Raw genomic sequence first — 25,830 nt, 5'->3', positions numbered from 1 at the left:
TGAGCAACTATAACTTATACTTTGTTCACTTTCTGGCGCAACACAAAATCTGCCAGAACCAGCGCTGCCATGGCATCTACTATAGGTACAGCGCGCGGTAATACACAAGGGTCGTGGCGGCCTTTGCCTTGAAGTATAACCTCCTCACCGGCATCGTTTATAGTTTGCTGTGGCTGAAGTATAGTGGCAACCGGTTTAAAGGCTACATTAAAGTAAATATCCTGACCATTGCTGATGCCACCCTGTATGCCACCTGAGTAGTTGGTGCGTGTCCGGATGTTGCCTTGTGCATCGGTATAAAACTCGTCGTTGTGCTGGGAGCCGCGCATTTTTACACCTTCGAAGCCGCTGCCATACTCAAAGCCTTTCACAGCATTTATACTTAGCATTGCCTTGCCTAACTCCGCATGTAACTTATCAAACACAGGCTCTCCCAGACCGGCCGGAACACCTGTGATCACGCAAGTTATTACACCACCTATCGTATCCAGCGTATTTCGGGCATCTTCTATCAAACCGATCATGCGGGCAGCAGTCTGGCCATCAGGGCAGCGTACTTTATTTGAGTCAATCAGGTTAAGGTTAAGTTTGGAGTAGTGCTTGCGCAATTTTATACTTCCTACCTGCGACACAAAGGCCTTAATGCTAATGCCATACTTCTGCAGTAGCTTGGCAGCCAGTGCTCCGGCTGCTACCCGTGCAACCGTTTCGCGGGCCGAGCTGCGGCCGCCACCTCGGTAATCGCGCAAGCCATACTTGGCTGTAAAAGTATAATCGGCATGCGATGGCCTGAAGGCATGCTCTATGTGGCTGTAATCGTGGCTGTGCTGGTCTTTGTTGTTTACCACCAGGGCAATGGGAGTACCTGTACTCTTGCCTTCAAAAATACCCGAAAGTATAGTTACCTTATCTTCCTCTTTGCGTGGTGTGGTTATATCAGATTGTCCGGGGCGGCGGCGGTCCAGAGCTTCCTGGATTTCATCTATACTTATATCAAGGCCTGCCGGGCAACCATCCACTATTACGCCAACCGCCGGGCCATGCGATTCGCCAAAGGTCGTGATCCTGAAAAGCTTGCCGTAAGAATTGCTCATAGTTTATTTTTTTAAGAACACAAACGCCGATATTGCCAGCAGCACCAGGAGTATGATGTTGGTATAGCGCTTTATCACATCAAACTGATTAAGGCTTGCCAACCTGTGATCTTCGTTCTGAATAATTTTGTAAAATGGCCCCAAGTCTCTTGAAAGTATAAGTGCATCGCTGTCGCTCTCGCCGGTTACGCGCACTGCAAGTGTTGGCTGCAGCGTATCATAGGTAGCCGTATTGGGGTTAAAGTATATCCATTGCAGGGCATCCTGTAATTTATAAGTGCCGGGTTCTTTTGCCAACCCGGTATATGTAAAGCTTTTGGAGCCTAATACCCTGCCGGCACGCCGTGTTACATCCTGCCGCAGGTCAGGTGGGTAAAGCTCCAGGGCAGCATTGGAAGCAGGTACCGGAGGCATAATAGCAGCCAGGTTTCCCTCACCTTCTAACTGAAAAAGATAAGAAAAGCTCTTGTTTACACGCACCTGCTTCTTAGAAAGGTTCTCGCGTAAAGTATAAACACCAACCGGCACCACATCGCGCAACGGGTGCGGCGGCAACTCTTTCACTTTTATTTCCCGCTCCCGGGCAAAGAACGTTTTAAAACCCTCCTGCCGGTCCTGCTTCAGCAACGTAGGGTTTTTGGCAACTTTATACTTTATCATCTTCAGCGACAATGCCGGAAACCGGATTGGCTCTAAATTGATAGGGTATAGAACAGCCTCGTACAGTTTAAAACGCAGGTATGCTTTATCTTTTATAGTTACTTCTTCAGGCGTTATCTCTGTAAACTCAAAAGCCTCTTCCCACACATTTGGCTGCTGCAATTGCCGCAAAATTCCACCTATCTGGTTCTCAAAATCATAAAAATCTAAAAGCCGCTGGTCTTCCTTGGCCAGATAAAAATATAGCGCCACATTCAGGCCCTCGCCTACATAAATTTCCTTTTTATTTGTATAAAGTGTCAGGAAGGCGTTATCGGCCTGTTCAATATATTGCTGAGGCTCATTTGCCAGTTCAGGTGCTTCGTCAGGGGCTACCAGTTCGGTGGCCGGTGTTTGGGCGGTAGCTGCAGCCATTGGCAGCACTTTTATACTTGTACCCGCCGATTGCACCGTTTGGCCGTTAACCTTCATGGTAAAAGGCTTCAGCACAAAATCGCCTTCTTTAAGCCCGGCGTAGTTTTGTGTAATGGTAAGTATAGTAGAGGTTTGCCCGCCCACTATAATGGTTTTTGTAGTAGAAAATTTGCTACTCTTTTTAAAACCTTCTATTTCCGGAAACGGGGTATACTCCTGTAAGGGCTTATCTTTTATCTTAATAGAAACGGTGTAGTACTGGTTAATGGGCACCGGACTTTTACCCAGTTCAATGCTAACCTGCTGGGCCATTGCCGGCACCACCAGTATCGTCAGCAAAAAAACAAAAAGCAAAAGTGAGCGCATAAATTAGGTACTGAAGCTGTTTCAGGTAGTAGTGTAAAAGCAAATTTAGCAATTTTTTGTACTTAATCTTTCCACTTTGTTTATACTTAACCGGGGCTTACCAAGCTCATTTCGTACAGGCATAACTCCAATTTTATACTTTAATTGCGCGATAGCTAAACCTGGCCTTGGTATCGGCCTTCATACTTCGTTAGCGCCGGCTAAACTTTACCCTGGCATTTTTATTCTTAATTGAACTTTATTTTATAGTGCTGCAATCCGGTCTTATAGCCTGGTCGTAGGTCTTTTACTTTTCACGAAAGTGCTTCTGGCTTTGGCGAAGCCCTTATGGAAAGTACATCTCTTACACCTTTAAACTATAGGAATTATGCAAAAACTAACACCGAAAGCTGACCAACAGGAAAACGGCTTGGGTAAACACCTCCTTAACCCAATTCACCGACGCATGTTTTTTAGATATGCAGGCGCCACCGCAGCTGTAACCACGCTGTTGCTAACAACCGGTTGCGACGATGATGACGATGATACAATGATAGACCCGATGGCAGTAGACCTCGGCTCGGGTGATGTGGGAATACTGAATTATGCTTATGCGCTGGAGCAACTTGAAGCAGCTTTCTATACCCAGGTAGTGGCTACTAAATTCTCTGGCATGACGGCCGCTGAAACACAACTCTTCACCGATATCCGTGACCACGAAATAGCGCACCGCGAATTCTTTAAAGCAGCACTTGGCCAGAAAGCCATACCTGCCCTGGAACCCGATTTCTCCAAAATAAACTTTGCCGACCGCACAAGCGTGCTTACAACTGCTAAAACTTTTGAAGACCTGGGTGTTTCTGCTTACAACGGTGCAGGCCAATTGTTTACAGACACCGGCGTTGGCTTAGATTACCTGGTACTGGCTGGCAAAATAGTATCGGTAGAGGCACGCCACGCTGCTGCTATCCGCGACCTTATTAACCCGAAATCAAAAGATTTTTCAGGGGATGATGTAGTAGATGCCAATGGCCTTGATGTAGCGCGCACGCCGGCTGAAGTACTGAAGCTGGCTGCTCCATTCATCAAAACTAAAATTAACGCTAACAATTTACCTAAGTAACAGGAGGACCGCACCATGAATATCTTAAAACTGATACAGGATATAGAAAAAGTTGATCCTGAAGTATACGAGCGCCTGGATTCACGCAGATCAATCTTCAAGCATTTTAGTGGTTTTGGTATGAAAGTAGCAGCCGCTGCCGTACCGCTGGCCTTGGGCTCTATGTTCAAGAAAGCTTATGGCCAGTCCAGCAACACCATTGTAGATACCTTGCAGTTTGCGCTTACGCTGGAGTACCTGGAAGATGAGTTTTATCGCTTGGGTCTGGCCTCGCCTGCGGTGCAGGCAGAGAACAGAGCTGTTATCCAGCAGATAAGCAAGCACGAAGCTGCCCACGTAAAGTTTCTGCAGGATGCTATCAAATCTTTAAATGCAACACCTGTTACCAAACCTACTTTTGATTTTTCGGCTAAAGGCAATTTCCCTACCTGGAACTCCGATCCGGCTGTATTCCTGGCTATTGCGCAGGCTTTTGAAGATACAGGCGTAAGAGCCTATAAAGGACAGGCCGGAAACTTAGTTGGCAGCAATGCAGTATTAACAGCCGCCTTGCAGATACATTCTGTTGAGGCACGACACGCAGCAGAAATACGCCGCATACGTGGTTTAAAAAGCTGGATAACCGGCAACGAGCGCGGTGCAGGCATGCCGGCAGCAACACAGGCTGTTTATAACGGAGAAGAAGTAACAACCCAGGCTGGTGTTAACATAGTATCTGGAAATATTTCTTCTGCAGCCGCTACCGAAGCCTTTGATGAGCCATTGAACAAGCAACAAGTATTAGATATAGCCAGCTTATTTATAGTTGCTTAGTTAAATATCTGGAAAACATATCTACTTAAAGCTCAGGAGCTGATAAAACCAGCTTCTGAGCTTTTACCATTTTATATAATTATTTCACCAATAATTTAGATATATACAATTTTAATATTGTAACCTTTCTGCCTGTTCACGTATTACCCAGTAACTACCTGGTCTAAAAGATCTCATTATTTTACTGACATGTTGGAATATGTAAAAACCATTTTGCAGAAGGTTAGCTTCGACAAAATGCTGTTTGAAAAGGAACTCAGAAAAGCTTTTAAATTTCTTATTGCAGATGAGCTGCAGCAACTTAAGCAATGGTGTTACGACCAGTTTTCTGGCAAATACCTGTATATCCTGAATAAAGTATTTACCAGAATGCAGCCTGTAGCTTAATCCTGTTCCGGGTTTTCCTGCACAAACTTAATGTTGCGCAACAAGCCGTTGTAGCCAGTCCGTTTTACTGCCGATTTTTTAAAGAGCTGAGAGAATACCTCGTGTGTAAGCTCCTGCCAATCGCTAGATTTCATCTTGTTTAAGTCAGGGTGCGGGGCAAAAGCCGGTTCCTTGTGCGGTTTGCTGAAGCGGTTCCAGGGGCACACATCCTGGCATATATCGCAGCCAAATACCCAGTTACCAAACTTACCGTTCATTTCCTGCGGCAGCTGGTCTTTCAACTCGATGGTAAAGTATGAAATGCACTTGCTGCCATCAACTACGTAAGGCGCAACTATAGCATCGGTCGGGCAGGCATCCAGGCATTTGGTGCAGGAACCGCAATAATCTTTTATAGGTCCATCATATTCCAGTTCTAGGTCTATGATAAGTTCAGCAATAAAGTAAAAGCTGCCTACCTGCGGCGTGATCAGGTTCGAGTTTTTGCCAACCCATCCCAAACCGCTTTTCTTTGCCCAGGCTTTATCCAGCACCGGCGCAGAATCTACGAAGCAGCGGCCGCCTACTTCACCTATACTTTCATTAATAAAATCGAGAAGCGTTTTCAGCTTGTCTTTAATTACAAAGTGGTAATCTGTGCCGTACGCGTACTTCGATATCTTGTAAGTATCTTCTTCAGGCTGTTTTTCTTCGGGATAATAATTGAGAAGCAGCGACACCACAGATTTAGCACCATCAACCAGCAGTCGCGGGTCCAGGCGCTTATCGAAGTGGTTCTCCATGTAGTGCATCTGGCCGTGCATGTTCTGCTTCAGCCAGTTCTCCAGGCGTGGCGCTTCCTCTTCCAGGAAATCCGCTTTAGAGATACCGCAATACATAAAGCCTAGCTCCTGCGCCTTCTGTTTAATAAGATATGTGTGTTGGGCTTTGTTCAATTTTATACTTTCCGCCATTTATACTTTGGCAGCTATACTTCGCAACAAAATTACATCAAAATAAATCCGCATTAAAGTATAGTTCTTCGCAAGCCTGCTTAGGCAAAGTATATAGCTGATTGTAAGACTTTTATTAACTTTAGTTATCAGACAAAATAAACCTATAACTATGAAAAAACTATTCCCACTATTCATCTTCCTGCTACTAGGATGTGGCTCTTTTGCGCAGGGCGTAATGGAGAAAAATGGCAAGGTTTTCCATCTGCACCCCGGCGAAAAGGAATGGAATTACGCGCAGGCTTACCGTAGCGGCAACCTACTTTACATTTCGGGTACAGTTGGCAACGGCGACATGGACAAAGCAATGGAACGTGTCTACAAAACGCTGGAACTGACACTAAAGAAGTATAACCTCGACTTTACGCATGTAGTGAAGGAGAACTTATTCACCAAAGACATTGAGGCTGTAACCAAACACAAGGACATCCGGAAGAAGTATTACGGAACACATAATCCTGCCGCCACCTGGGTAGAAATTACCCGGCTTTTTGATGCTGAATCGGTGCTGGAAGTAGAGTTGATAGCAGAGATCAAGAAAACAGAATAAACAAAAAGAGCAGGCTCATCACCTGCTCTTTTGCTATACTATAATTTATACTTTATTCCTGGTCAAACAAACCACCTGATGCCTGTGCATGCTGTGGCGGAATTTTGCCTAAGTGTCGGTAAGCAGCTTCGGTAGCTTCACGGCCACGGGCAGTACGCTTAATGTAACCTTCCTGAATCAGGAACGGCTCATACACTTCTTCAATGGTTTCTGCTTCTTCGCCGCAGGCTGTTGCTATAGTTGAGATACCAACCGGGCCACCTTTATACTTATCGATGATGCAGGAAAGGATGCGTTTGTCCATATCGTCCAGACCATTATGATCCACATCCAGTGCATTCAGGGCAAAACGTGCGATCTCTACATCAATAGTACCGTTGCTTTTTACCTGTGCAAAGTCGCGGGTACGGCGCAGCAGGTTGTTGGCAATACGCGGTGTACCACGGCTACGGCGGGCAATCTCGAAAGCTGCATCCTCATGTATTGGCGCACCCAGCAAGGCAGATGAACGTTTCACAATAGAAGTCAACAACTCCGCATCATAATACTCCAGTCTGCTGTTGATACTGAAACGGGCACGCAGTGGCGCAGTAAGCAAACCAGAACGGGTAGTAGCACCAATCAGCGTGAATGGGTTCAGACTAATTTGTACAGAACGCGCATTCGGGCCTGAATCGAGCATGATGTCAATCTTATAGTCTTCCATCGCCGAGTACAGGTACTCTTCCACGATAGGGTTCAGGCGGTGGATCTCATCAATAAAAAGTACATCATTCGGGTCGAGGTTGGTAAGCAAACCAGCTAAGTCGCTTGGCTTGTCCAGCACCGGCCCTGATGTCATCTTTATGCCTGAATCCAGCTCTGAGGCAATTATATGTGATAAGGTCGTTTTACCAAGTCCCGGAGGTCCGTGCAGTAACACGTGGTCCAAGGCTTCGCCACGGCGACGAGCTGCCTGCACAAATATTTTCAGGTTCTCCACCACCTTTGCCTGCCCGGTAAAATCCGAGAAACTAAGCGGACGGAGTGCCTTGTCAATATCGCGTTCGGCTGGCGTCATGTGCTCTTTTTCGCCAGTGAGATAATCTTCTCTCATTCTTCTATCTTATACTTTAAAATCAGCTTTTGCTATACCTAAAGGTAACAGTTCAGGCATTGCTTTCGCTCCATTTACACCTACGAATTTACGAAATTTTGCTAATTATTTTATAGTGTTTCACCAGAAATCTAATCTCATTAGCATTACTTGGTTTCTATATCTAAACTGAAGCTGCAAACGTACCTTTCGCTGACTAATTTATACTTTATGCAGCCAAGCATCCAACATATTACCAGCCACGCTTTCTTCAGTCCCGGAGAAGATTGCCTGAACGCCATCATCAGCGCCATAGACGCAGCAACCAGAACGATAAAAATCTGTGTGTTTACAATTAGTGATGACCGGATTACAGAGGCCATCATGCGTGCACACCAGCGCGGGATAAGTATAAAGATCATTACAGATAACGATAAACTGCACGACCTGGGATCGGATGTTATTGAAATGGCTGCTCAGGGGCTGGAGATCTGGGTGGATAAAACGCGTAACCACATGCACCACAAGTTTGCTATTTTTGATGAAAAGCGGGTGCTAACCGGCAGCTACAACTGGACCCGCAGCGCCGCTCTCTACAACCACGAAAACATACTTATAACTGATAACGCAAGTATAGTTCAGGACTACAGCCGCGAGTTCGATAAGCTGTGGAATGAAATGGTCAAGTTTGATCCGGAAGAAGATGCGAAAAACAGTGGAGTTGTACCCAAAGCTGTTGAATAATCAATAACAAAAAAAGGCAGCTACTTTCGCAACTGCCTTTTATATTTTATACTTCTGGACTCACTATTTAAACGCCTGAATACCGGTAATATCCGCACCAGTTATCAGTAAGTGAATATCGTGGGTTCCTTCGTAAGTGATCACCGATTCGAGGTTCATCATGTGGCGCATGATCGGGTACTCGCCGGTAATACCCATACCACCATGTATCTGACGTGCCTCGCGGGCAATATGCAGGGCCATGTCCACACTGTTTCGCTTCGCCATCGAAATTTGCTGCGTAGTCGCTTTGCCTTCGTTCATCAAAGTACCTAAACGCCAAACCATCAGCTGTGCTTTCGTAATTTCAGTCAGCATTTCGGCTAGTTTTTTCTGTGTCAGCTGGAAGCCGCCGATCGGCTTATCGAACTGGATACGCTCTTTGCTATACTTCAGAGCAGACTCGTAGCAATCGATAGCGGCACCAATAGCACCCCACGAAATGCCGTAACGGGCAGAGTCAAGGCAGCCAAGCGGGCCACGCAAACCATCTACATTTGGCAATAGGTTCTCTTTCGGCACTTTCACGTTATCAAAAACAAGCTCACCGGTGCAGCTGGCACGTAAGCTCCATTTATTATGGATCTCTGGTGTAGTGAAACCTTCCATGCCACGCTCCACTATCAGACCTTTAATGCGACCGTCCTCGTTCTTAGCCCACACTACCGCTACCTGACACTCCGGAGAGTTCGATATCCACATCTTAGAACCATTCAACAGGTAATGGTCGCCCATATCTTTGATATTGGTAACCATGCCGCCAGGGTTAGAACCGAAATCAGGTTCTGTTAGGCCGAAGCAACCCAGCCACTCGCCGCTTGCCAGCTTTGGCAGGTACTTTTTGCGCTGTTCTTCCGAGCCATACTTATAGATCGGGTACATTACCAGCGAGCCCTGCACCGAAGCTGTGGAACGCATACCAGAATCGCCGCGCTCAATTTCCTGCATAATAATACCGTAGCTGATATAATCCAGGCCGCCGCCGCCGTACTCTGTAGGTATAGTTGGTCCGAAGGCACCTACATCACCAAACTTCTTCACGATCTCCGATGGAAAATGTGCATCCTGTGCCCACTTTTCTATACTTGGAGATATCTCGCGCTTCACGAAGTCGCGCATGGTTTGGCGAATAAGTATATGCTCTTCTGTAAGTAAATCGTCTATGTTAAAGTAATCGGGCGCACCTGATGATTCGTAAGCCATAGTTTTGGTTTAAGGGTTTGAGAAAGGGTAATACGCAAAGTTAAAATTTTAAATGAATTGTCTGAACCACAGATTAAGGAGATTCAAAAGATTAATTGGATTATACTTTGCGTCAGGCAATGATTTTGAATTTACAACTTAACTGGCCGGAGACCCAACTATAGTTCGTCACGAGCAAGGACGCTCGCGCAATGTTTAATTTAAAGTATAAATCCTGCTAATCCATCCAATCATTATTAATCTGTGGTTCAGACAAACAAAAAAGCCCCGCCAAATGACAGGGCTCCTTTAGCAAAGTATAAACTTTCGTTTAAAACTTCAGACCAACAGATAACAGGAAGTTGCGCGTAGCTTGTGGGTAATAAAAGTTCTCGGTTACCTGGCTACCATAAATGTAGCTGTAGGTATAGCCGTTGGCTGCATACTTCTCATTAAACACATTGTTAACCAACAGGCCAAGCTCCAGCTCTTTCAGCAGGTTTTTGAAACCGATATTGTACCGGAAACGCAGATCGCCAACCTGGTAGGCAGGTATAATACGGCTTTCATTCTGGGTGTTATCCAGGTATTGTTTACTTACTGTTTTATAGATAAATGCAGCTTTTAAACCTTTCAGCACTTCCACTTCCAGCTGGTTACTTGAAACAAAGGCCGGTGAAAAAGCGATGGTCGATTCCTTATAGTTGTTCTGAACCTGTTCGCCAGTATCGTAATCATCTATAAACTCACTGAAGTTACTGATTTTATTCTGGCTGTAGGCCAGGTTAGAGCTTAATTTGGCTATACTTCCCAGGTTCAAAGCGCCGGATAGTTCTACACCCTGCCGGGAACTTTTGTCGATATTTTTACGGGTATAAGCCCCCACATCGTTTATCTGACCAGTTACTACCAGTTGGTTTTTATAGTTCATGTAGTAAACGTTAGCCTCTATAGTTGCACCCAACGCTTTCCCTGCTAACTCGCCTAAACCGATCGTGCCGCGGTAACCGGCTTCCACATTTTGTAAGGTTTCGTGTTTCGGGCGGCTGTTTGGTGTAGATTCTGTGAAGTCGTCGCGTACAGGCTCTCGGTTACCAATGGCGTAAGAAGCATATAATTGTTGTTGAGGTGTGAGGTTGTAAGCTATACCTGCTTTTGGGTTCAGGAAAGTATAATCTACGTCCTGCTCTATACTTTCCAGGTCATTATCATAGCCCGTGAAAGTATAGTTGATCTTGCGCACCTGCATATCGCCAAACACGCTCAGTTTATCTGTTAAGCCGTAAGTGGCTTTTGCAAAAATATTGAAGTCGGTTTTGTCGGCATCATTCTCATAATACCTGTCACGGATGTTGGAAGTGGAAGCATAACGTGCCCAGATAACCTCACCGTAGTGACGGCCATCATACCTGTTCCAAGCCCCGCCTAATGTGGCATTCAGCCTCGAATTCGGGTTATACTGCAGCGCATAAGTAGCTCCGTAAAAATCGTTATCGAGCCAGCGGCGGCGGATGATATCGGAAGTAGTTCTCGTTTCATCACCGATTTCTACGTTTGGCAAACCATAATCTGCCAGGTCGTCTTCGGGCTTAAACTGCTCGTAGTAGCCACGGCCATAAGTATAGTGCAGCGCACCCGATAAGGTAAGGCCCGGCATAAAATCATGGGCCAGGTGCAGTTGGTAATGGTCCTGCTGGTAGTTGTCAGTCTCGTTATCGTAAGTATAGTAGTTGTAGGTTCTGCCAGATCTCAGCAGGTTTTCTTTGTCTGCTCCTTCAATCCAGTTTCGGTCAATGTAATCCTGCAGGTCTTCTTCGTTTCCGTACACAAGTGCTTCCGGTGTGCCATACCATGCCTGGTAGGTTTGTTCTTTGCCCGAGAATGTAACGAACTTAACCGTGGTCTTATCGCCATAGTAGCCACCCGAAAAGTACAGCGACTTCAGGTCAGAGAAAGCACGATCTATATAGCCATCCGACTTAATGCGAGACAAACGTCCATCAAAAGCGAATTTACCATTTATCAGACCTGTACCGAAACGTACGTTATTCTTCCAGGTATCAAAAGAACCGTAGCTGTTATCGGTTTCGGCGTAGGCCTCGCGGCGCACCTGCTGGGTTTGTATATTTATACTTGCTCCAAAGGCTGCAGCCCCGTTTGTTGATGTACCCACACCGCGCTGCACCTGAATATCCTCTACCGATGAGGCAAAGTCCGGCATGTTCACGAAAAAGGTACCGTGGCTTTCAGAGTCGTTAATCGGGATGCCGTTTACAGTAACGTTAATGCGGGTAATATCAGAGCCCCGAATACGGATACCGGTATAACCCACACCTGTGCCTGCATCAGAATTTACTACTACCGATGGTACCTGTTCCAGCAGGTATGGCATGTCCTGGCCAAAGTTGCGTTCAGCAATCTGTTCATTGGTAACGTTGGTAAAGGTAGTTCCGGTTTTTTCGTTGGCGCGGGTTGCCTGTACAGTTACTTCTTTTGCCTGTACGGCTTTCTGTAGAAGCTGAATCTGTACATACTTGTCCTGCTGTAGGTTTATACTTACAGTTTTCTGCTCAAAACCCAGGAAGCTTACTTTTAAAGTATAGTTGCCGGCGGCAAGGTTTGTAAATCCAAAAGCACCGTTCTGGGCTGCAGTAATTCTGGTATTGTTACCCTCAAGTGTAACTGTTGATCCGGCGAGGGCATTGCCGGTGGCAGCATCGGTAACACGCCCGCTCAGTTTAAACTGTGCAAGCAACTGCAATGGCAATAAGCACACGGCCAGTGCAAACAAGAAATTTTTCATTAAGTGGTTAAAAAGAAATAAGTGAAACATACAGGCATGCCAGGGGTTAGCATCCCGTTAATCTCGTTTCCCTCCGTTTTCCCTTCGCCGGCATTACCCGGATCAGGTTCAATGGGTATGATCTCAGCCCGTAATATTGGGGCACCCCTAAACTGTGGCAAAGGTATAGCCGATTTTGATCTAAACAAACAATTGCAGCCAATACCTGCCTGAAGTATAACATTTAGCTGCTAAAAGGAGTTTAAATTTTGGTAAAAGACAAAAACCACATACCTGCAACGTACGTTCTAATCTTAACAAGGCACGTTTTCCTGCTCATACTACCTGAGTTGCTTTTGATGTGAGAATTTGCCAGCCAAAAACTTAATATTATGTAGAACCGTGATGATGATCAGCCTCCTGTATACTTTAGCATTGCTAACGATACTGGCCTATTACGCCTTCGCACCTCGCCAGCACTATAGAAGACCTCCTTCTACCGATAGTGATGACGATGGAGGCGAGCCACTAGGCGACGACCTGCCAGATCTGGACCTCCCCCCCGGCATCTCATTACCAATAAATGACTTTGAACCGGACTATGATTTGAGAAGAATAAAGGTCCCTAAATTTCCGGAGCCTTCTTTGCAGTGACTGCAAGAATAAAAGCCCTGCCTAACCAATGTTAAGCAGGGCTTTTATTCTTGACATCCTTTTATACTTTATACTTAAGTTGTAACGGTTATAGTAAACGTGCGCTCAAAGGCTTGCTTGGGTGCTAACTGCTGAATACCTTCTTTATCCTGTAACAGCCCAGACTCGCCTACCCGGCTGGCAACGCCGCACCAGGGCTCAATGCAAATATAAGGCACCTGCTCCTTTTTCGACCAGATGCCGAGGTATGGAAAACCATCAAAAGCAACTTCTATCCTGAGTGGGTTTGTGCGGCTGGCCAGCGTTACTTTACTTGAGTTAAGGTCTTTAAGCACAATGGCATCCTTGGTAAAATAGTCGTGGGTTAGCGGCAATATGTTTGTGCCCTCCAGCACCCGCTCGGTATCACCGTTCAGCAGGCCAGTACCATCAAGTAAATAGCGGCTCAGGCTTTCTTCCTGTTCAAATTCCAGATAATAATCCTCAAACTGCTCGTTCGGGTATAATGGCACATTAAAGCCCGGATGCCCGCCTACCGAAAAGTACATAGCTTTATCATCGTCGCAACGCACTAGGTAGCTAACTCCCAATTGGTTGCCTTCAAGTTTATAGGCGATCAGCAACGTAAATTTAAACGGGTATTGCGCCAGCGTTTCGTCATCGTGGGTGAGCTCAAATACCAGTTTGTCTTTATCGTGGCCTACAACTTTAAACTCTTTGTGTCGGGCAAAGCCATGGCGATTCATGTGGTAAGTATGGCCATCAAACTCATATTGCTGGTTGGGCAATTCGCCTATAATCGGGAAAAGGTTTGGCGCGTGGCTGGCCCAAATGGCCGGGTTAGCCTGCCATATTAATTCCAGTTGCTCATCAAGCTTAATAAAGTGGTGCAACTCGGCGCCGCGGCTTTCTACGCCTACTTTATAGTTATTATTTTGGATGAAGTATAGCATGTTCAGGTTTACGATTGATCTTGATTATGGAGCAGGTTATTTATATGCCGTTGTGCCTGTGCAAAGCGCTCGTGGTGCTGGCCTGCTATTTCTACAAAAGGCACTTGCATGGCTTGCAGTTCGCGCTTGTACCAGTCGTAAAAAAACTGGCGCAGGTGCGGGTGCTCGCGCTGCGGATCCGGCTCCCAGGGCAAATCAACGCCCATTAGCAGGTAAAGGTTGTAGTGCTGCTGGTTTAGTTTTTTAAGGATCCAGTCGGGGCAATGGCCAAAGGCATGTTCGCTCCAGATTTTAAGTACAAGCAGGTCGGTATCCGCAAAAAGTATGGTAGTTGCCTCTGCCTGAACCTGGCTTTCCAGTTGCAGTTGTCCTTTGGCAATTTCCTCAATATCGGTTAAAGTGTAAGGCCTGTCGATAGCACCTATGTAGGTGCGGGCATACTCAGGCACCCATACAGTATTATACTCCTGGGCCAACATGGCAGCCATTGTAGATTTACCGGTAGATTCGGGCCCTGTAATTGCGATTTTCAGCATAAAGCAAAGTAAGGCAAAAATTACATGTAAGCTGCAGCAACACGTGTAAACCATGTAACAAAACTTATTGAGACAGGCATAAAAAACCCTGACCAGTTTACACCAGCCAGGGATAAATCTTGTAATCCGGAAATCTTAATTCTCAGAGAAGCTGTAGCCATAAAAGTTATACACTTCCACCTCTTTTGGCTGTTTATCGCCAAATTGCCTGAAGTATAAACGTTTTGGACTTTCGTCCGGCGACTCGTATCCCCACTTCAATCTGTTAGCGTACTTTAGTTCTTCGGGCAGTTCTATTTTACGTCTTTTCATGGTGGAGTATATTAGAGTTCAACATAGGTGCTCCGCTCCGTTTGAGCGGCAAGAAGAATGGCCGAAGCCTATAGCGTTTACGTAACTACACTCGTTGCAGGTATTCCAAAATAAACAGATAATTGTGCATTTTAATTATAAAATCATTTCAGGCAAAGTATAAACCAGCCACAAAACTGCATTTCACCAACTATAAATAAAACAAATAACTACCTAATAATCAAAACACAAACCCGGACCAACGAAATAACAACACCTACAATTTCCTCTAAATACACACCAGGCTCAGGATTTAACTAAACTAATTTTCACCTGTCTTGCTCTTTGCTTCCATTCGTACAGGCCGGCAAAAGCCATCAGCAATAATACAAAGTAAAACACCGAGGTAAAAACCAGCCCTTTCATAAAGTATAGCGGCACCGAAGCAATGTTTGTAGCTATCCACCAGTACCAGCTTTCTATTTTTTTGCGGGCCATCAGCCACATACCCGTATAAGCAGTAGCACTGGCAAAGGCATCGCCCCAGGGAATAACGCCCGGGTAAAAGGCAGATTGAAGATATATCAGGCAGTAATAAATTACGACGTAGAGCAACATAAAAAAACCGATCTGGTAGAGCCACTGCCGCTGGTTTGAGAACGTGATATGCAAAGTATGTTCATGCTGGGGGTTCATCCGGGCCCATAACACCCAGCCGTATATACTTAAAACCGAGTAGTAAATATTAACACTGGCCTCCCCTATCAGGTGGTATTTAAAGCTCAGGTATACGTAAATAATAGTGCTGACCAAACCAACCGGGTAAACCAGTATATTTTCTTTCTTAGAGAACCATACACTGGCCACACCCGCTATTACCGCAATATACTCCAGCCAGCTTGTTTGCTGCATGCCGCTTACAAACTGTTGCCATACCTCTGCTGAAAGGCGGGCTAATTCTGTTATTTCCATCGTAAATTAATCTTGCAGAGCAACAGCTCAGATCAAAAGGGGTTTGTTACTTTTGTAACCCAAAAACCAACTCTTATAGTTGCACCTGCAAGTATAGGCAAAAGAAAAGTATATGGATGAGATTACCGCACAGGAACTGAAGGAAAGACTGGCACACCAGAATAAAATGCAGCTGGTAGATGTGCGCGAACCCGAAGAGTTTGAAATCTGCAACATCGGAGGTGAGCTTATACCGTTGGGTGAGCTTTCAAAACAGGCCAACCGCATTCGTCGCGATGTGCCGGTTGTGGTTATCTGCCATCATGGGTTCCGAAGCGCCCAGGCCATTAATTATTTATCTCAGCGCCTGGGTTTCGATAACCTGTTAAACCTGAAAGGGGGCATCCATGCCTGGGCTACGCAAATAGACCCAACTATGGCAGTCTATTAATTTCAAAAAAGGCGACTCAGCTTTATACTTTGCTATAGTTATACTTTGCATTAAAATAAGCTTCTCAAATCAAGCTTTCTGCACTGGTGTACCTGCTGGTTTTACAAGTTTTATACTTCAGATTAAAAATAATCTTGCTAAGTATTAAAGCTTTGTCATTTAATTATAGTAATTTTACGCGGCAAATAAGGACCCCTAAATTATTTGCCATGCTCTCTGATCAGTCTAAGATATTATTCGAGGCACTCACCTACGACGACGTGCTTCTCCTCCCGGCTTACTCCGAGGTACTACCACACCAAACAGATACTTCCTCGCAGTTAACGCGCAACATCCGGATCAATATTCCACTTATTTCAGCAGCCATGGATACCGTTACCGAGGCTGAACTGGCCATAGCTATGGCGCAGGAAGGTGGCATCGGAATCATCCATAAAAATATGAAAATAAAGGCGCAGGCCGAACAGGTACGCAGAGTAAAGCGTTCTGAAAGCGGCATGATCCTGGACCCGATTACCTTGCGCGAGGATGCCACACTAGGCGATGCCGTGCAACTGATGGTGGATAATAAGATCGGTGGTATTCCGGTAACCGATAACGACGGTAAACTGAAAGGCATTATTACCAACCGCGACCTGCGTTTCGAGAAAGACCTTACCCAGAAGGTAAGCGTTATCATGACCACCCGAAACCTGATAACTGCCGAAAAAGGCACTGACCTGGCAAAAGCAGAAGACATTCTGCAGCAATATAAAATCGAAAAGCTTCCGGTAGTAGATGAGCAGGGCAAACTGGTTGGCCTGATCACTTATAAAGACATCCTGAAGAAAAAAGACCGCCCTAATGCCTGTAAAGACGAATTTGGCCGTTTGCGCGTAGGCGCCGCCGTAGGTGTAACCCCTGACGTGATGGACCGCATAAAAGCATTGGTTGATGCCGGCGTAGATGTAATAAGCGTAGACACAGCACATGGCCATTCCAGAGGCGTGCTCGATACGGTTAGAAATATTAAAGCGCATTACCCTAACCTGGAAGTTATTGCAGGAAATATTGCAACAGCTGAAGGAGCCCGCGCCCTGGCCGATGCCGGTGCTGATGCCGTAAAAGTAGGCGTTGGGCCAGGCAGTATTTGTACTACCCGTGTGATTGCTGGTATAGGCGTGCCGCAGTTGTCTGCCGTTATGGAGGCTGCGCGTGGTTTGCAGGGCACTGGTGTTCCGGTTATAGCCGATGGTGGTATTAAGTTCTCCGGTGATATTGTAAAAGCACTGGCTGGTGGCGCAAGCACTGTTATGATCGGTTCTTTGCTGGCCGGTACAGAAGAAGCTCCTGGTGAAAAGATTATTTACGAAGGCCGTAAGTTTAAAACTTACCGTGGCATGGGTTCTATTGAAGCGATGGAAGAAGGCTCGAAAGACCGTTACTTCCAGGGCAATGAAAAAGACTCTAAAAAACTGGTACCGGAAGGTATTGTGGGCCGTGTACCTTACAAAGGCTTTGTAAGCGAAATGCTTTACCAACTGGTGGGTGGTATTCGTGCTGGTATGGGTTATTGCGGCACACCAAGTATAGAGCGCCTGCAGGATGCTAAAATGGTTAAAATAACCGGGGCTGGTCTGCGCGAGAGCCATCCACACGATGTGCAGATCATGCGCGAGGCGCCAAACTACAGCCGTTAATCAGGCTATAGTTGCCTTTATAGTTATACTTTAAAACTATTTGCCTTGCCTGGCATATACTTTAAGCACGGGCAGCAGTATAAAGTATAAGTATAACCCAAAACGCCTTAATTATACTTGCAGGAGTTGGTTAGCTAAAACAGGTTAACCAACTCCTTCTTTTTTCCGTTATGCAAGTTGTTTTGCAAAACACAATAGAACATATCTTGAACAAAGAACATTTTTTTTAGTACCTTTCACTCTGTTTAAGTTTCACAAAGGCAACAAACGCCGCACAAATACCATACACGGATTTCCGTTTTATGCTTTATAAAACAAATGCAAAATCTTTGTTTGTAACAACAGCTATCATTAGCTGGGTGCTGCTATTGTCTAACATATTGCTGGCGGCAGAAAGTGCACGTCAGGCAGGAGCCCCTAAATGGGCGCTTCCATACTTCAATAACCTCCTTACAGTAGTTTTTATACTTTCTGTATTCCTGTACCAGCGCCTCAGCGCCGATAACCTTAAAGGCATTGACTTTATAGGCTACCTCTGGAATCTGTTTTCAAAAGCGGGTACAGCTGCTTACTTGAGCATTGCCATTTTTCTGGGCTACCGCCTTTCTACGGGTTATGCAAACCTGCAATCGCCGTTGCTGCTGCACATAGTTTATCAGGTAAACTTCGGTTTATTGGTTTTATTTCTGGCAAAGGCATTTTACATCTGGCGCCAGTTGCTGCTTTATCATAAAAATAAATTCCTGCAGATAGCTTGGGACTGGTTTGAGCTATTGCTTTTTGCCACCCTGCTGCTTACGCTGCTTAACTTTAACTATACCAGCTACATTTTTCTGCCACTGCTGGCGCTGATGGGCTGCTATATACTTTTCCTGTGCACCAACCTGAAATGGGTTGCTTACCTTACCTTCAGTAAAAAAAGCCGTTCGCTGGTATTACTGGGCGCTATCTTGCTCAGCTGCTACATTTTTATGCGCTTTTTTTACCAGTTTGCCGATAGCCCGGAATTGGTAATAGATTATACAGATGTAGGCTTTCTGCTTCTGGCTATGCTGTTTGTAGGTTTTTATACCTTGGCCGCATTCTTGGTTTCGTTGTTCAGCTTACCTACCTCCAGTGTATTTGAGCAGAAAAGCGAAGATCTACTTAACTTTCAGCGCTTGAGCCAGTCTATACAGCAGGGGCAAAGTGAGAAGCAGGTTTATGATATGCTTTTTGAAAGTACCATTAGGGCATCAGATGCCAATGCGGCCTGGTTCGAGCTTATCCGTAACGGCGAGCCACAAATAACGCATCTGCTCAATATCAACAACGAACAGATCGTGCGTATCAGGCATTTGCTGCTTGCCTACAACATCCATAACATCGATTATATCAATAATAACCTTGATCGTAATCCAGGCTTCCGTGATCTTACATTGCCCTGGAAAGCTCTGATCATACTTCCGATAAAATCGAAAAAGCACCTATTTGGCATGTTATACTTGCTGAAAGATATTGAACAGGGTTTTGACCGGGAAACAACAAATGTGCTGCGTACTTTTACCAGCCAGACCATACTTACCATCGAGAACCTGCGCTTGGTAGCCGAATCGTTGCAGAACGAGCGCTACAAAGAGGAGCTGAAAATTGCCAGTACCGTACAGGAAAACCTGATTCCTAAAACATTCCCGAGCGATAACTGGTTTGAAATTAGCACCCATGCGCTGGCAGCCAAAGAAGTTGGTGGCGATTTCTACGATTTCCTGCAGCTGAGCGAGTCCCGTATTGCCATTATTATAGGCGATGTATCGGGCAAAGGTATTTCGGCAGCATTCCATATGGCGCAAATGAAAGGTATATTCCATGGCCTGATGCAACAGGATATGCCGCCAAGCGAGTTTATGAAGCAAGCCAACAGTGCGTTAAGCCGTTGCCTTGAGAAAACTTCTTTTATAACTTCTGCGCTATATATAATTGATTACCGCATGAAAGGCTTTATGTTTGCACGGGCCGGCCATTGCCATACACTTTACTATAACTCTATGACGGATGAGACCTTTTACTTCCAGACGGATGGATTAGGGCTTGGCATTATCCGCGACAAGAGCTACAATAACCATGTAAAGGAAATGTATTACGATTACAACCCCGGTGATGTAATGGTAATTTATACTGATGGTATAGTGGAGGCACGCAACATGGCAAACGAAGAATATACCGAAGAGCGCTTAAAGTATATGCTTACACAAACATACCACCTTGAGGCCGAAGATATTAAGTGCGCCATTATTAATGATTTGCAGGATTTTACAGGCCCCGACAACCTGTATGATGACCAAACCTTGCTCGTGATTAAGTTTAAGCCTACTCAACCTAACCCGTAATTGTAACGTACAGAACGCCGATGAAAATTACACACGAAATTAAAGAATCGACCATCGTTATCACCTTAGACGGTGAACTGGACGCAAGCTCTTCGGTTATACTTGACGAAGAACTCTCTGACCCTGAGATCATGAAGTATAGCAAGATCCTGGTAAACTGCCAGAACCTGCATTACATTTCTTCAGCAGGCCTCGGCGTATTCATATCGCATTTACAGCGTTTTGAAGATGCCCAGATCAAGCTTATATTCTTCAACATGCAAGATAAAGTACGCAACGTATTCGAAATCCTCGGCTTAGACCTGCTGATGACAATAGTTTCGAATTACGAAGAAGCCTTGACCATCGCAGATGAATAATTCGATCAGGGTTAGTTGTACTAAAAAAAACCTGAAGCTAATACGAGATTTTGTCACAGAGTATCTGCAGGCTTTAGAGCTTTCGGATATTCTGATGAACCAGATCGTATTGGCCGTGGATGAGATATGTGCAAACCTCATCATCCACGCCAATCACGAAGATCCTACAAAAACAATTTCGCTTGCCATACACGAACAAAAAAGCCAGCTTAAGTTCGAGATCACAGATAATGGCGTAGCTTTTCAGGAATCGAAGTACAAAGAACCTAATATCGAAGAACATATTCGGGTGGGCAAAAAAGGTGGCGTAGGTATTGCGCTCGTAAACCGCATCATGGATAAAGTAGAGTTTACAAGTAATGGTACTAAAAACACTTGCCTGCTTTACAAAAAGATTAAATAAGCCTTCGCGCCGTACACTTTTCCCTCATTCTGTCCGTTATCCGGAACGAAATCAATTGCAATAGGATTATAGTCATACTTTTTGGCTCATCTGTCAGAAAAAATAACTAAAATTGCATATCCTGGCTGAGGCCAGCGAATCTAAAAGTTTGTTTTTAATCTACTTATGCGCAGCAACCACCTACTTGTTGCGGTAGCCGCCCTGCTTCTGGCCGGATGCACCGCTACCAAGAAGAATGACAAAAAAGAACCCGCTATTGTCACCTTGGGCTCTCAACCAGTTTCTACATCGGAGTTTCAGTACGTTTACGAAAAGAACAATAACGGCAACAGCGATGCTTATACCCGCGAAAGCGTAAACGATTACCTGAACCTGTACTCCAATTTTAAACTGAAAGTACTGGAGGCTGAAAGTCGTGGCCTTGATACCACCACCGCATTTAAGCGCGAGCTGGAAGGTTACAAGGAACAACTGGCATTGCCATACCTTACAGATAAGAGTGTTACAGACAAGCTGGTGCAGGAGGCTTATGAGCGTATGAAACAAGAGGTAAACGCCTCGCATATTCTCATTAACCTGGCCCCTGATGCCGCGCCTGAAGACACACTTGCTGCTTATAACCAGGTGCTGGAATTGCGCAAGCGAGCTCTTGCCGGCGAAGACTTTGGCAAACTTGCCCGCGAAAATTCACAGGACCCAACCGCAGCCGAAAGCAACGGCAACCTGGGCTATTTTACAGCTATGCAAATGGTGTATCCGTTTGAGGATGCTGCCTATAAAACCCCTGCCGGACAAGTATCGATGCCGGTACGTACCCGCTTTGGTTACCATTTAATAAAAGTAAACGATGTGCGCCCTGCACGAGGCGAAGTGCGTGTTGCCCATATTATGGTGCGTGCCACGCCAGGCATGCCTAAAGCCGATTCTTTAGCAGCCAAACAGCGCGTAGACGCTATTTATAAGCGTGTGCAGCGCAAAGAGAGCTGGGATAAACTTACCTCTGAGTTTTCGGAAGATGCCAACTCGGCCTCTAATGGCGGCGAGCTGCCTTGGTTTGGTACCGGCCGCATGATTCCTGCTTTTGAAGAAACAGCTTTTTCCTTAAAGCAGGGCGAGATCTCAAAACCAGTGCTTACACCGTACGGCTGGCACATTATAAAGCTACTCGAAAAGCGTGGCTTGGCGCCTTACGAAGACATGGAGCAAAACCTGCGCAACCGCGTAGCCAAAGATTCTCGCTCAGAACTCAACAAAACTGTTTTCCTGAACCGCATTAAAAAAGAGAACAACCTCGCTGAAAATGCTGAAGCTAAAACAGCAGCCCTAGCAAAAGCAGATGATAACCTGCTACAAGGCAAATGGGATTACAACACAGCAGACAAAGCTTTAAAAAGCACTTTGTTCACTATTCAGGCCAAGCCTTATACTGTAGCTGATTTTTATACTTACGTTAAAGCCGAGCAGCGCCCGCGCGTAACCGGCACACCGGCACATGCCATGAATGTGCTGTATAATAACTTTATAGAAAAGAGCCTGCTGGAGTACGAGCGCGCTAACCTCGAAAACAAGCACAACGATTACCGCATGCTGGTAAAAGAGTATCATGATGGTATTCTGTTGTTCCAGTTAATGGATGAGAAAGTATGGTCGAAGGCGGTTGAAGACACAACAGGCTTGCAAACATACTTTGAGCAGAACAAAGACAAGTATACCTGGGGCCCTCGGGTGCAGGCAACGGTAATTAGTGCGGCAAACAAAGAGCTGCTACAAAAAGCACAGAGCCAGCTGGCACAACGCCGTTATACCGTTCGCTCTGCCAAATTATCGGATGTTCTGTTTGAAACTAACAAGACCGACCTTTCCAAAGAAGTGACTACGCAATTAGATGCGCTGGCATCCCGATTAAAAAACAACCAGAACCTTACCCTGGAAATTAATGGACACACCGATGCCCGCGAAGCTACCGCTAAACAAAACATTGCTGCAGCCAGAACTGAAAAAGTAAAAGCCTACTTTGTTAATAAAGGTGTTTCGGAAGCTCAGCTCAAAACTATTGCTTTAGGTAAAACAAAACAGGCTGGCCCTGATAACACAGAAACCGGTCGCCGCCGCAACAGACGTGTATCATTTATACTTTATACTTCTGAACTGAGCGCCCTGGCCGATAACCTGAATGCAGAGAACCCGCTGGCTGTACAGATAACGGAGAAAAAATTCCAGAAAGGCGAAAACAAAGCTCTGGATGATGTAACCTGGGAAAAAGGCACTTATACTACACAGCAAAATGGCCGCGAGTACCTCATCATCATAAACGATGTGCTGGCACCTGCACCTAAAAAACTGAATGAAGTCCGCGGGCTTGTAACATCAGACTACCAGAATTACTTGGAGCAGGAATGGGTAAAACAGCTTCGCGAGAAGTATCCGGTTTCTGTAAATCAGGCAGAAGTAGACAAGTTGATCAAGAAGTAATTTGAAAGAAAAAAGCTCCGCAGGTTGTTGGAGCTTTTTTTGCTCAGAAAAACTTAAGAGATTGCAGCATAAGTATAATTCAGGAACTTCGTTTTAGAAGAAAATTAGCAAGGCGCCCTTTTGCAACGGCGCTATAAAAGCAACCATGCATAACCAAACCATAAAAACCAACCTGTTCGTAAAATCACTGGCTGCCGGCATACTGTGCTGGGTTGCTGCCTTCACAGCCTCTGCACAAGTACCTGTGCAGCGCAAAGTAGATGGCATAATTGCCAAAATAGACAACTATATTGTGCTTCGCTCTGAGCTTGAGTTCAGTTACCTGCAGTACCTTGCCCAGACTAAGCAGCAACCAAACCCAAATCTTAAGTGCGAGATCCTGAGATCGATGGTACAGGATAAGTTATTACTGGCACGTGCCGATATTGACTCTGTTACCGTGGAAGATGGTGTGGTTACAAACGAGCTTAACCGCCGAATGGAATACCTGACAGCACAGGTTGGTGGTGTAGAAAAACTGGAGCAGTACTATAATAAAAGTGTGCGTCAGCTGAAAGATGAATTACGCCGCACTGTACGCGACCAGATGGTAATGGAAAAAATGCAGCAGGAGATCAGCGGTAAAGTAACTGTAACGCCAAAAGAGATCAAGCGCTATTTCGACAGAATTCCGCAGGATAGCTTGCCATACTTCTCAAGCGAGGTAGAGCTGGGCCAGATTGTAAAGTATGCTCAGGTTAGCAAATCGCAGAAAGCCAATGCCCGCCAGAAGCTGGAAGACCTGCGCAAGCGTATACTTGCCGGCGAGGATTTTGCCACGCTTGCCAAACAATATTCTCAGGACGTAGCATCGGCGCAGGCTGGTGGCGAACTGGGCTTTTTCAAGAAAAAAGAACTTGTACCGGAGTACGAAACAGCAGCGCTTAAACTAGAGCCGGGCCAGATTTCAAACGTGATCGAATCGCAGTTTGGCTTCCACCTTATCCAGATGATCGAGCGTAAAGGACAGGAGTTTAACACACGTCACATCCTTATCAAGCCGGAAACAGCCACAGTAGATATACAGGAAGCTGCCCAGGAACTTGATAGCATCCGTACGCTTATACTTAACGATAGCCTCACTTTTGCAAAAGCTGCCAAAGAATTCTCTGACGATAAAAACACAAAAGATAACGGTGGCATGATAATGAGCCGCGCTACGGGCAGTACATATACACCAATGGACCAGGTAGATCCGTCTATCTTCTTCGTGATCGATACGATGCAGGTAGGTGGCATTTCGAAGCCAATTCCTTTCCGTACGGAAGATGGCCGTGAAGCTGTACGTATAGTTACCTTAAAATCAAAGTCGGTACCACACCAGGCTAACCTGAAAGACGATTACCAGAAAATTGCAACAGCTGCGCTTAACGAAAAGAAAAGTAAAGCTGTAAGTGATTGGTTCCGAAAAAATATTGATTCCGTATACATCGAAATCGATCCGGAGTACCAGGACTGTAAAGTGCTCCAGCTAACCAATTAAAACTCTATGAAGCAGTACACCTCTGACAAAGAAGCAGCCGATGTGCTGCACCACTCCTACCGGGAGCTTACGTCCGAAATATCAAAAATAATTGTAGGACAGGAAGAGGTTGTCAGGCTGGTTTTAACAGCTGTTTTTTGTCAGGGGCACTGCTTGCTGGTTGGCGTACCAGGCTTAGCCAAAACGCTCCTTATTCATACTATTGCGTCTTCTCTGGACATGTCGTTTAACCGGGTGCAGTTTACACCCGACCTGATGCCATCTGATATTGTTGGAGCCGAGACAATGGACAAGGACCGTAACTTCAATTTTGTTACAGGCCCTATATTTGCCAACATTGTACTGGCCGATGAGATAAACCGCACACCGCCTAAAACACAGGCAGCCTTGCTGGAGGCCATGCAGGAATACTCGGTTACAGTAGCGGGCCGCCGCTACGAACTGCCAAGGCCTTTCTTTGTACTTGCTACCCAAAACCCGATAGAGCAGGAAGGTACTTACCCCTTGCCGGAAGCGCAGCTCGACCGCTTTATGTTCAACATTACGCTTGGCTACCCAAGTTACGAATCGGAGTTGCAGATCGTAAAAAATACGACAGGCGCTGTTACCACCCACCTCAACAGAATACTGCATTCCGATGACATACTTGCGTTTCAGCAATTGGTGCGCCGCGTGCCGGTAGTGGATAATGTAGTAGAGTATGCTGTAAAACTGGTACACAAAACCCGCCCTGATACTGCCATGGCATCGGCTCAGGCAAACCAATACTTAGAATGGGGCGCAGGCCCGCGTGCTTCGCAACACCTTATAGTTGGTGCTAAATGCAACGCCTTGCTAAACGGCAAGTATAGCCCCGACATTGAAGATGTGCAGGCTGTGGCTTTGCCTATACTTCGTCACCGTATTGTGCGCAACTTTAAAGCTGAGGCCGAAGGTATAACCGTGGAGCGCATCATCCAGGAATTGCTCTAGTTTAAATTGTAACCAGGTTTT

The 25,830-nt window shown here is 45.6% G+C and carries 24 protein-coding genes and 1 riboswitch; of the genes, 14 read left to right on the top strand and 10 right to left on the bottom strand.

Annotation, left to right across the window (positions count from 1 at the left end; genetic code table 11):
- Positions 1 to 14: 14 nt before the first annotated feature.
- Positions 15 to 1,094: a chorismate synthase gene (aroC, locus tag LWP20_RS03790; protein WP_242926775.1), complete on the bottom strand. Its 1,080-nt coding sequence runs from the start codon at positions 1,092 to 1,094 to the stop codon at positions 15 to 17.
- Positions 1,095 to 1,097: 3 nt separating this feature from the next.
- The gene (locus LWP20_RS03785) at positions 1,098 to 2,534 is read right to left on the bottom strand and encodes a BatD family protein (RefSeq protein ID WP_242926774.1); all 1,437 of its coding nucleotides are present in this window, start codon (positions 2,532 to 2,534) and stop codon (positions 1,098 to 1,100) included.
- 367 nt (positions 2,535 to 2,901) lie between these two features.
- Here LWP20_RS03785 and LWP20_RS03780 point away from each other — a divergent pair, with 367 nt between their 5' ends.
- From LWP20_RS03780 to LWP20_RS03770, 3 genes are all read left to right on the top strand, one after another.
- On the top strand, positions 2,902 to 3,636 hold the full coding sequence (locus LWP20_RS03780; protein WP_437179395.1) for a ferritin-like domain-containing protein: 735 nt from the start codon (positions 2,902 to 2,904) through the stop codon (positions 3,634 to 3,636).
- 15 nt (positions 3,637 to 3,651) lie between these two features.
- Positions 3,652 to 4,449 (top strand): ferritin-like domain-containing protein, encoded by a 798-nt coding sequence (locus LWP20_RS03775; protein ID WP_242926773.1) that lies wholly within the window; start codon positions 3,652 to 3,654, stop codon positions 4,447 to 4,449.
- A 189-nt stretch (positions 4,450 to 4,638) separates the two neighbouring features.
- Entirely contained in the window at positions 4,639 to 4,836 is a 198-nt protein-coding gene (locus tag LWP20_RS03770) for a hypothetical protein (protein WP_242926772.1), read from the top strand.
- Here the strand turns inward: LWP20_RS03770 and queG are convergent.
- Positions 4,833 to 5,789: a tRNA epoxyqueuosine(34) reductase QueG gene (gene queG, locus LWP20_RS03765; protein ID WP_242926771.1), complete on the bottom strand. Its 957-nt coding sequence runs from the start codon at positions 5,787 to 5,789 to the stop codon at positions 4,833 to 4,835. The genes LWP20_RS03770 and queG overlap by 4 nt on opposite strands.
- Positions 5,790 to 5,940: 151 nt before the next feature.
- On the opposite strand from queG, the gene LWP20_RS03760 reads away from it, so the two are divergent.
- Positions 5,941 to 6,378, top strand: a complete 438-nt coding sequence (locus tag LWP20_RS03760; protein WP_242926770.1) for a RidA family protein — start codon at positions 5,941 to 5,943, stop codon at positions 6,376 to 6,378.
- A 52-nt stretch (positions 6,379 to 6,430) separates the two neighbouring features.
- Here the strand turns inward: LWP20_RS03760 and ruvB are convergent, their stop codons facing one another.
- Complete coding sequence (ruvB, locus tag LWP20_RS03755) at positions 6,431 to 7,474, bottom strand: Holliday junction branch migration DNA helicase RuvB (RefSeq protein ID WP_242926769.1); 1,044 nt, start codon at positions 7,472 to 7,474, stop codon at positions 6,431 to 6,433.
- 210 nt (positions 7,475 to 7,684) lie between these two features.
- Here ruvB and LWP20_RS03750 point away from each other — a divergent pair, with 210 nt between their 5' ends.
- The gene (locus tag LWP20_RS03750) at positions 7,685 to 8,197 is read left to right on the top strand and encodes a phospholipase D-like domain-containing protein (RefSeq protein ID WP_242926768.1); all 513 of its coding nucleotides are present in this window, start codon (positions 7,685 to 7,687) and stop codon (positions 8,195 to 8,197) included.
- 63 nt (positions 8,198 to 8,260) lie between these two features.
- Here the strand turns inward: LWP20_RS03750 and LWP20_RS03745 are convergent, their stop codons facing one another.
- Both LWP20_RS03745 and LWP20_RS03740 read right to left on the bottom strand, forming a co-directional pair.
- Entirely contained in the window at positions 8,261 to 9,439 is a 1,179-nt protein-coding gene (locus LWP20_RS03745; protein WP_242926767.1) for an acyl-CoA dehydrogenase family protein, read from the bottom strand.
- A gap of 310 nt (positions 9,440 to 9,749) precedes the next feature.
- Positions 9,750 to 12,221, bottom strand: coding sequence for a TonB-dependent receptor (locus LWP20_RS03740; RefSeq protein ID WP_242926766.1), 2,472 nt, complete (start codon positions 12,219 to 12,221; stop codon positions 9,750 to 9,752).
- A gap of 62 nt (positions 12,222 to 12,283) precedes the next feature.
- Positions 12,284 to 12,380: riboswitch (TPP riboswitch) on the bottom strand.
- A 225-nt stretch (positions 12,381 to 12,605) separates the two neighbouring features.
- Between LWP20_RS03740 and LWP20_RS03735 the strand changes: the two genes are divergently transcribed.
- Positions 12,606 to 12,854 (top strand): hypothetical protein, encoded by a 249-nt coding sequence (locus LWP20_RS03735; RefSeq protein WP_242926765.1) that lies wholly within the window; start codon positions 12,606 to 12,608, stop codon positions 12,852 to 12,854.
- Positions 12,855 to 12,928: 74 nt separating this feature from the next.
- On the opposite strand, the gene LWP20_RS03730 is transcribed toward LWP20_RS03735, so the two are convergent.
- The 4 genes from LWP20_RS03730 to pnuC all read right to left on the bottom strand — a co-directional run bounded on the left by LWP20_RS03730 (position 12,929) and on the right by pnuC (position 15,606).
- Positions 12,929 to 13,807: an aldose 1-epimerase family protein gene (locus tag LWP20_RS03730; RefSeq protein WP_242926764.1), complete on the bottom strand. Its 879-nt coding sequence runs from the start codon at positions 13,805 to 13,807 to the stop codon at positions 12,929 to 12,931.
- 8 nt (positions 13,808 to 13,815) lie between these two features.
- Complete coding sequence (locus LWP20_RS03725) at positions 13,816 to 14,343, bottom strand: AAA family ATPase (protein ID WP_242926763.1); 528 nt, start codon at positions 14,341 to 14,343, stop codon at positions 13,816 to 13,818.
- Positions 14,344 to 14,478: 135 nt separating this feature from the next.
- Positions 14,479 to 14,655, bottom strand: a complete 177-nt coding sequence (locus LWP20_RS03720) for an SPRY domain-containing protein (RefSeq protein ID WP_242926762.1) — start codon at positions 14,653 to 14,655, stop codon at positions 14,479 to 14,481.
- A 285-nt stretch (positions 14,656 to 14,940) separates the two neighbouring features.
- Entirely contained in the window at positions 14,941 to 15,606 is a 666-nt protein-coding gene (pnuC, locus tag LWP20_RS03715) for a nicotinamide riboside transporter PnuC (protein WP_242926761.1), read from the bottom strand.
- A 112-nt stretch (positions 15,607 to 15,718) separates the two neighbouring features.
- On the opposite strand from pnuC, the gene LWP20_RS03710 reads away from it, so the two are divergent.
- From LWP20_RS03710 to LWP20_RS03675, 8 genes are all read left to right on the top strand, one after another.
- Positions 15,719 to 16,036 (top strand): rhodanese-like domain-containing protein, encoded by a 318-nt coding sequence (locus tag LWP20_RS03710; protein ID WP_242926760.1) that lies wholly within the window; start codon positions 15,719 to 15,721, stop codon positions 16,034 to 16,036.
- Between the two features lie 209 nt (positions 16,037 to 16,245).
- A complete protein-coding gene (gene guaB / locus LWP20_RS03705; protein ID WP_242926759.1) occupies positions 16,246 to 17,715 on the top strand; it encodes an IMP dehydrogenase in 1,470 nt (489 codons plus the stop codon).
- A 302-nt stretch (positions 17,716 to 18,017) separates the two neighbouring features.
- Positions 18,018 to 20,081, top strand: a complete 2,064-nt coding sequence (locus LWP20_RS03700; protein ID WP_242926758.1) for a GAF domain-containing SpoIIE family protein phosphatase — start codon at positions 18,018 to 18,020, stop codon at positions 20,079 to 20,081.
- A gap of 20 nt (positions 20,082 to 20,101) precedes the next feature.
- Positions 20,102 to 20,440 (top strand): STAS domain-containing protein, encoded by a 339-nt coding sequence (locus LWP20_RS03695; protein ID WP_242926757.1) that lies wholly within the window; start codon positions 20,102 to 20,104, stop codon positions 20,438 to 20,440.
- On the top strand, positions 20,433 to 20,843 hold the full coding sequence (locus tag LWP20_RS03690) for an ATP-binding protein (RefSeq protein WP_242926756.1): 411 nt from the start codon (positions 20,433 to 20,435) through the stop codon (positions 20,841 to 20,843). Before LWP20_RS03695 ends, LWP20_RS03690 begins: the two co-directional genes overlap by 8 nt.
- A gap of 165 nt (positions 20,844 to 21,008) precedes the next feature.
- Positions 21,009 to 23,315: a peptidylprolyl isomerase gene (locus LWP20_RS03685; protein ID WP_242926755.1), complete on the top strand. Its 2,307-nt coding sequence runs from the start codon at positions 21,009 to 21,011 to the stop codon at positions 23,313 to 23,315.
- 145 nt (positions 23,316 to 23,460) lie between these two features.
- Positions 23,461 to 24,837: a peptidylprolyl isomerase gene (locus LWP20_RS03680; protein WP_242926754.1), complete on the top strand. Its 1,377-nt coding sequence runs from the start codon at positions 23,461 to 23,463 to the stop codon at positions 24,835 to 24,837.
- A gap of 6 nt (positions 24,838 to 24,843) precedes the next feature.
- Positions 24,844 to 25,809 carry an AAA family ATPase gene (locus LWP20_RS03675; RefSeq protein WP_242926753.1) on the top strand — a complete coding sequence of 322 codons (966 nt, stop codon included), beginning with the start codon at positions 24,844 to 24,846 and terminating at the stop codon, positions 25,807 to 25,809.
- Positions 25,810 to 25,830 lie beyond the last annotated feature (21 nt).

The organism is Pontibacter vulgaris, assembly GCF_022758145.1.
GTDB lineage: Bacteria > Bacteroidota > Bacteroidia > Cytophagales > Hymenobacteraceae > Pontibacter > Pontibacter vulgaris.
Note: the sequence above shows the minus strand (reverse complement) of the source record. Positions and strands in the feature narration are given on the sequence as shown.

Coding starts and splice junctions, on each gene's coding strand:
- aroC (WP_242926775.1), bottom strand. CDS start 1,094: ATGAGCAATTCTTACGGCAAGCTTTTCAGGATCACGACCTTTGGCGAA.
- LWP20_RS03785 (WP_242926774.1), bottom strand. CDS start 2,534: ATGCGCTCACTTTTGCTTTTTGTTTTTTTGCTGACGATACTGGTGGTG.
- LWP20_RS03780 (WP_437179395.1), top strand. CDS start 2,902: ATGCAAAAACTAACACCGAAAGCTGACCAACAGGAAAACGGCTTGGGT.
- LWP20_RS03775 (WP_242926773.1), top strand. CDS start 3,652: ATGAATATCTTAAAACTGATACAGGATATAGAAAAAGTTGATCCTGAA.
- LWP20_RS03770 (WP_242926772.1), top strand. CDS start 4,639: ATGTTGGAATATGTAAAAACCATTTTGCAGAAGGTTAGCTTCGACAAA.
- queG (WP_242926771.1), bottom strand. CDS start 5,789: ATGGCGGAAAGTATAAAATTGAACAAAGCCCAACACACATATCTTATT.
- LWP20_RS03760 (WP_242926770.1), top strand. CDS start 5,941: ATGAAAAAACTATTCCCACTATTCATCTTCCTGCTACTAGGATGTGGC.
- ruvB (WP_242926769.1), bottom strand. CDS start 7,474: ATGAGAGAAGATTATCTCACTGGCGAAAAAGAGCACATGACGCCAGCC.
- LWP20_RS03750 (WP_242926768.1), top strand. CDS start 7,685: ATGCAGCCAAGCATCCAACATATTACCAGCCACGCTTTCTTCAGTCCC.
- LWP20_RS03745 (WP_242926767.1), bottom strand. CDS start 9,439: ATGGCTTACGAATCATCAGGTGCGCCCGATTACTTTAACATAGACGAT.
- LWP20_RS03740 (WP_242926766.1), bottom strand. CDS start 12,221: ATGAAAAATTTCTTGTTTGCACTGGCCGTGTGCTTATTGCCATTGCAG.
- LWP20_RS03735 (WP_242926765.1), top strand. CDS start 12,606: ATGATGATCAGCCTCCTGTATACTTTAGCATTGCTAACGATACTGGCC.
- LWP20_RS03730 (WP_242926764.1), bottom strand. CDS start 13,807: ATGCTATACTTCATCCAAAATAATAACTATAAAGTAGGCGTAGAAAGC.
- LWP20_RS03725 (WP_242926763.1), bottom strand. CDS start 14,343: ATGCTGAAAATCGCAATTACAGGGCCCGAATCTACCGGTAAATCTACA.
- LWP20_RS03720 (WP_242926762.1), bottom strand. CDS start 14,655: ATGAAAAGACGTAAAATAGAACTGCCCGAAGAACTAAAGTACGCTAAC.
- pnuC (WP_242926761.1), bottom strand. CDS start 15,606: ATGGAAATAACAGAATTAGCCCGCCTTTCAGCAGAGGTATGGCAACAG.
- LWP20_RS03710 (WP_242926760.1), top strand. CDS start 15,719: ATGGATGAGATTACCGCACAGGAACTGAAGGAAAGACTGGCACACCAG.
- guaB (WP_242926759.1), top strand. CDS start 16,246: ATGCTCTCTGATCAGTCTAAGATATTATTCGAGGCACTCACCTACGAC.
- LWP20_RS03700 (WP_242926758.1), top strand. CDS start 18,018: ATGCTTTATAAAACAAATGCAAAATCTTTGTTTGTAACAACAGCTATC.
- LWP20_RS03695 (WP_242926757.1), top strand. CDS start 20,102: ATGAAAATTACACACGAAATTAAAGAATCGACCATCGTTATCACCTTA.
- LWP20_RS03690 (WP_242926756.1), top strand. CDS start 20,433: ATGAATAATTCGATCAGGGTTAGTTGTACTAAAAAAAACCTGAAGCTA.
- LWP20_RS03685 (WP_242926755.1), top strand. CDS start 21,009: ATGCGCAGCAACCACCTACTTGTTGCGGTAGCCGCCCTGCTTCTGGCC.
- LWP20_RS03680 (WP_242926754.1), top strand. CDS start 23,461: ATGCATAACCAAACCATAAAAACCAACCTGTTCGTAAAATCACTGGCT.
- LWP20_RS03675 (WP_242926753.1), top strand. CDS start 24,844: ATGAAGCAGTACACCTCTGACAAAGAAGCAGCCGATGTGCTGCACCAC.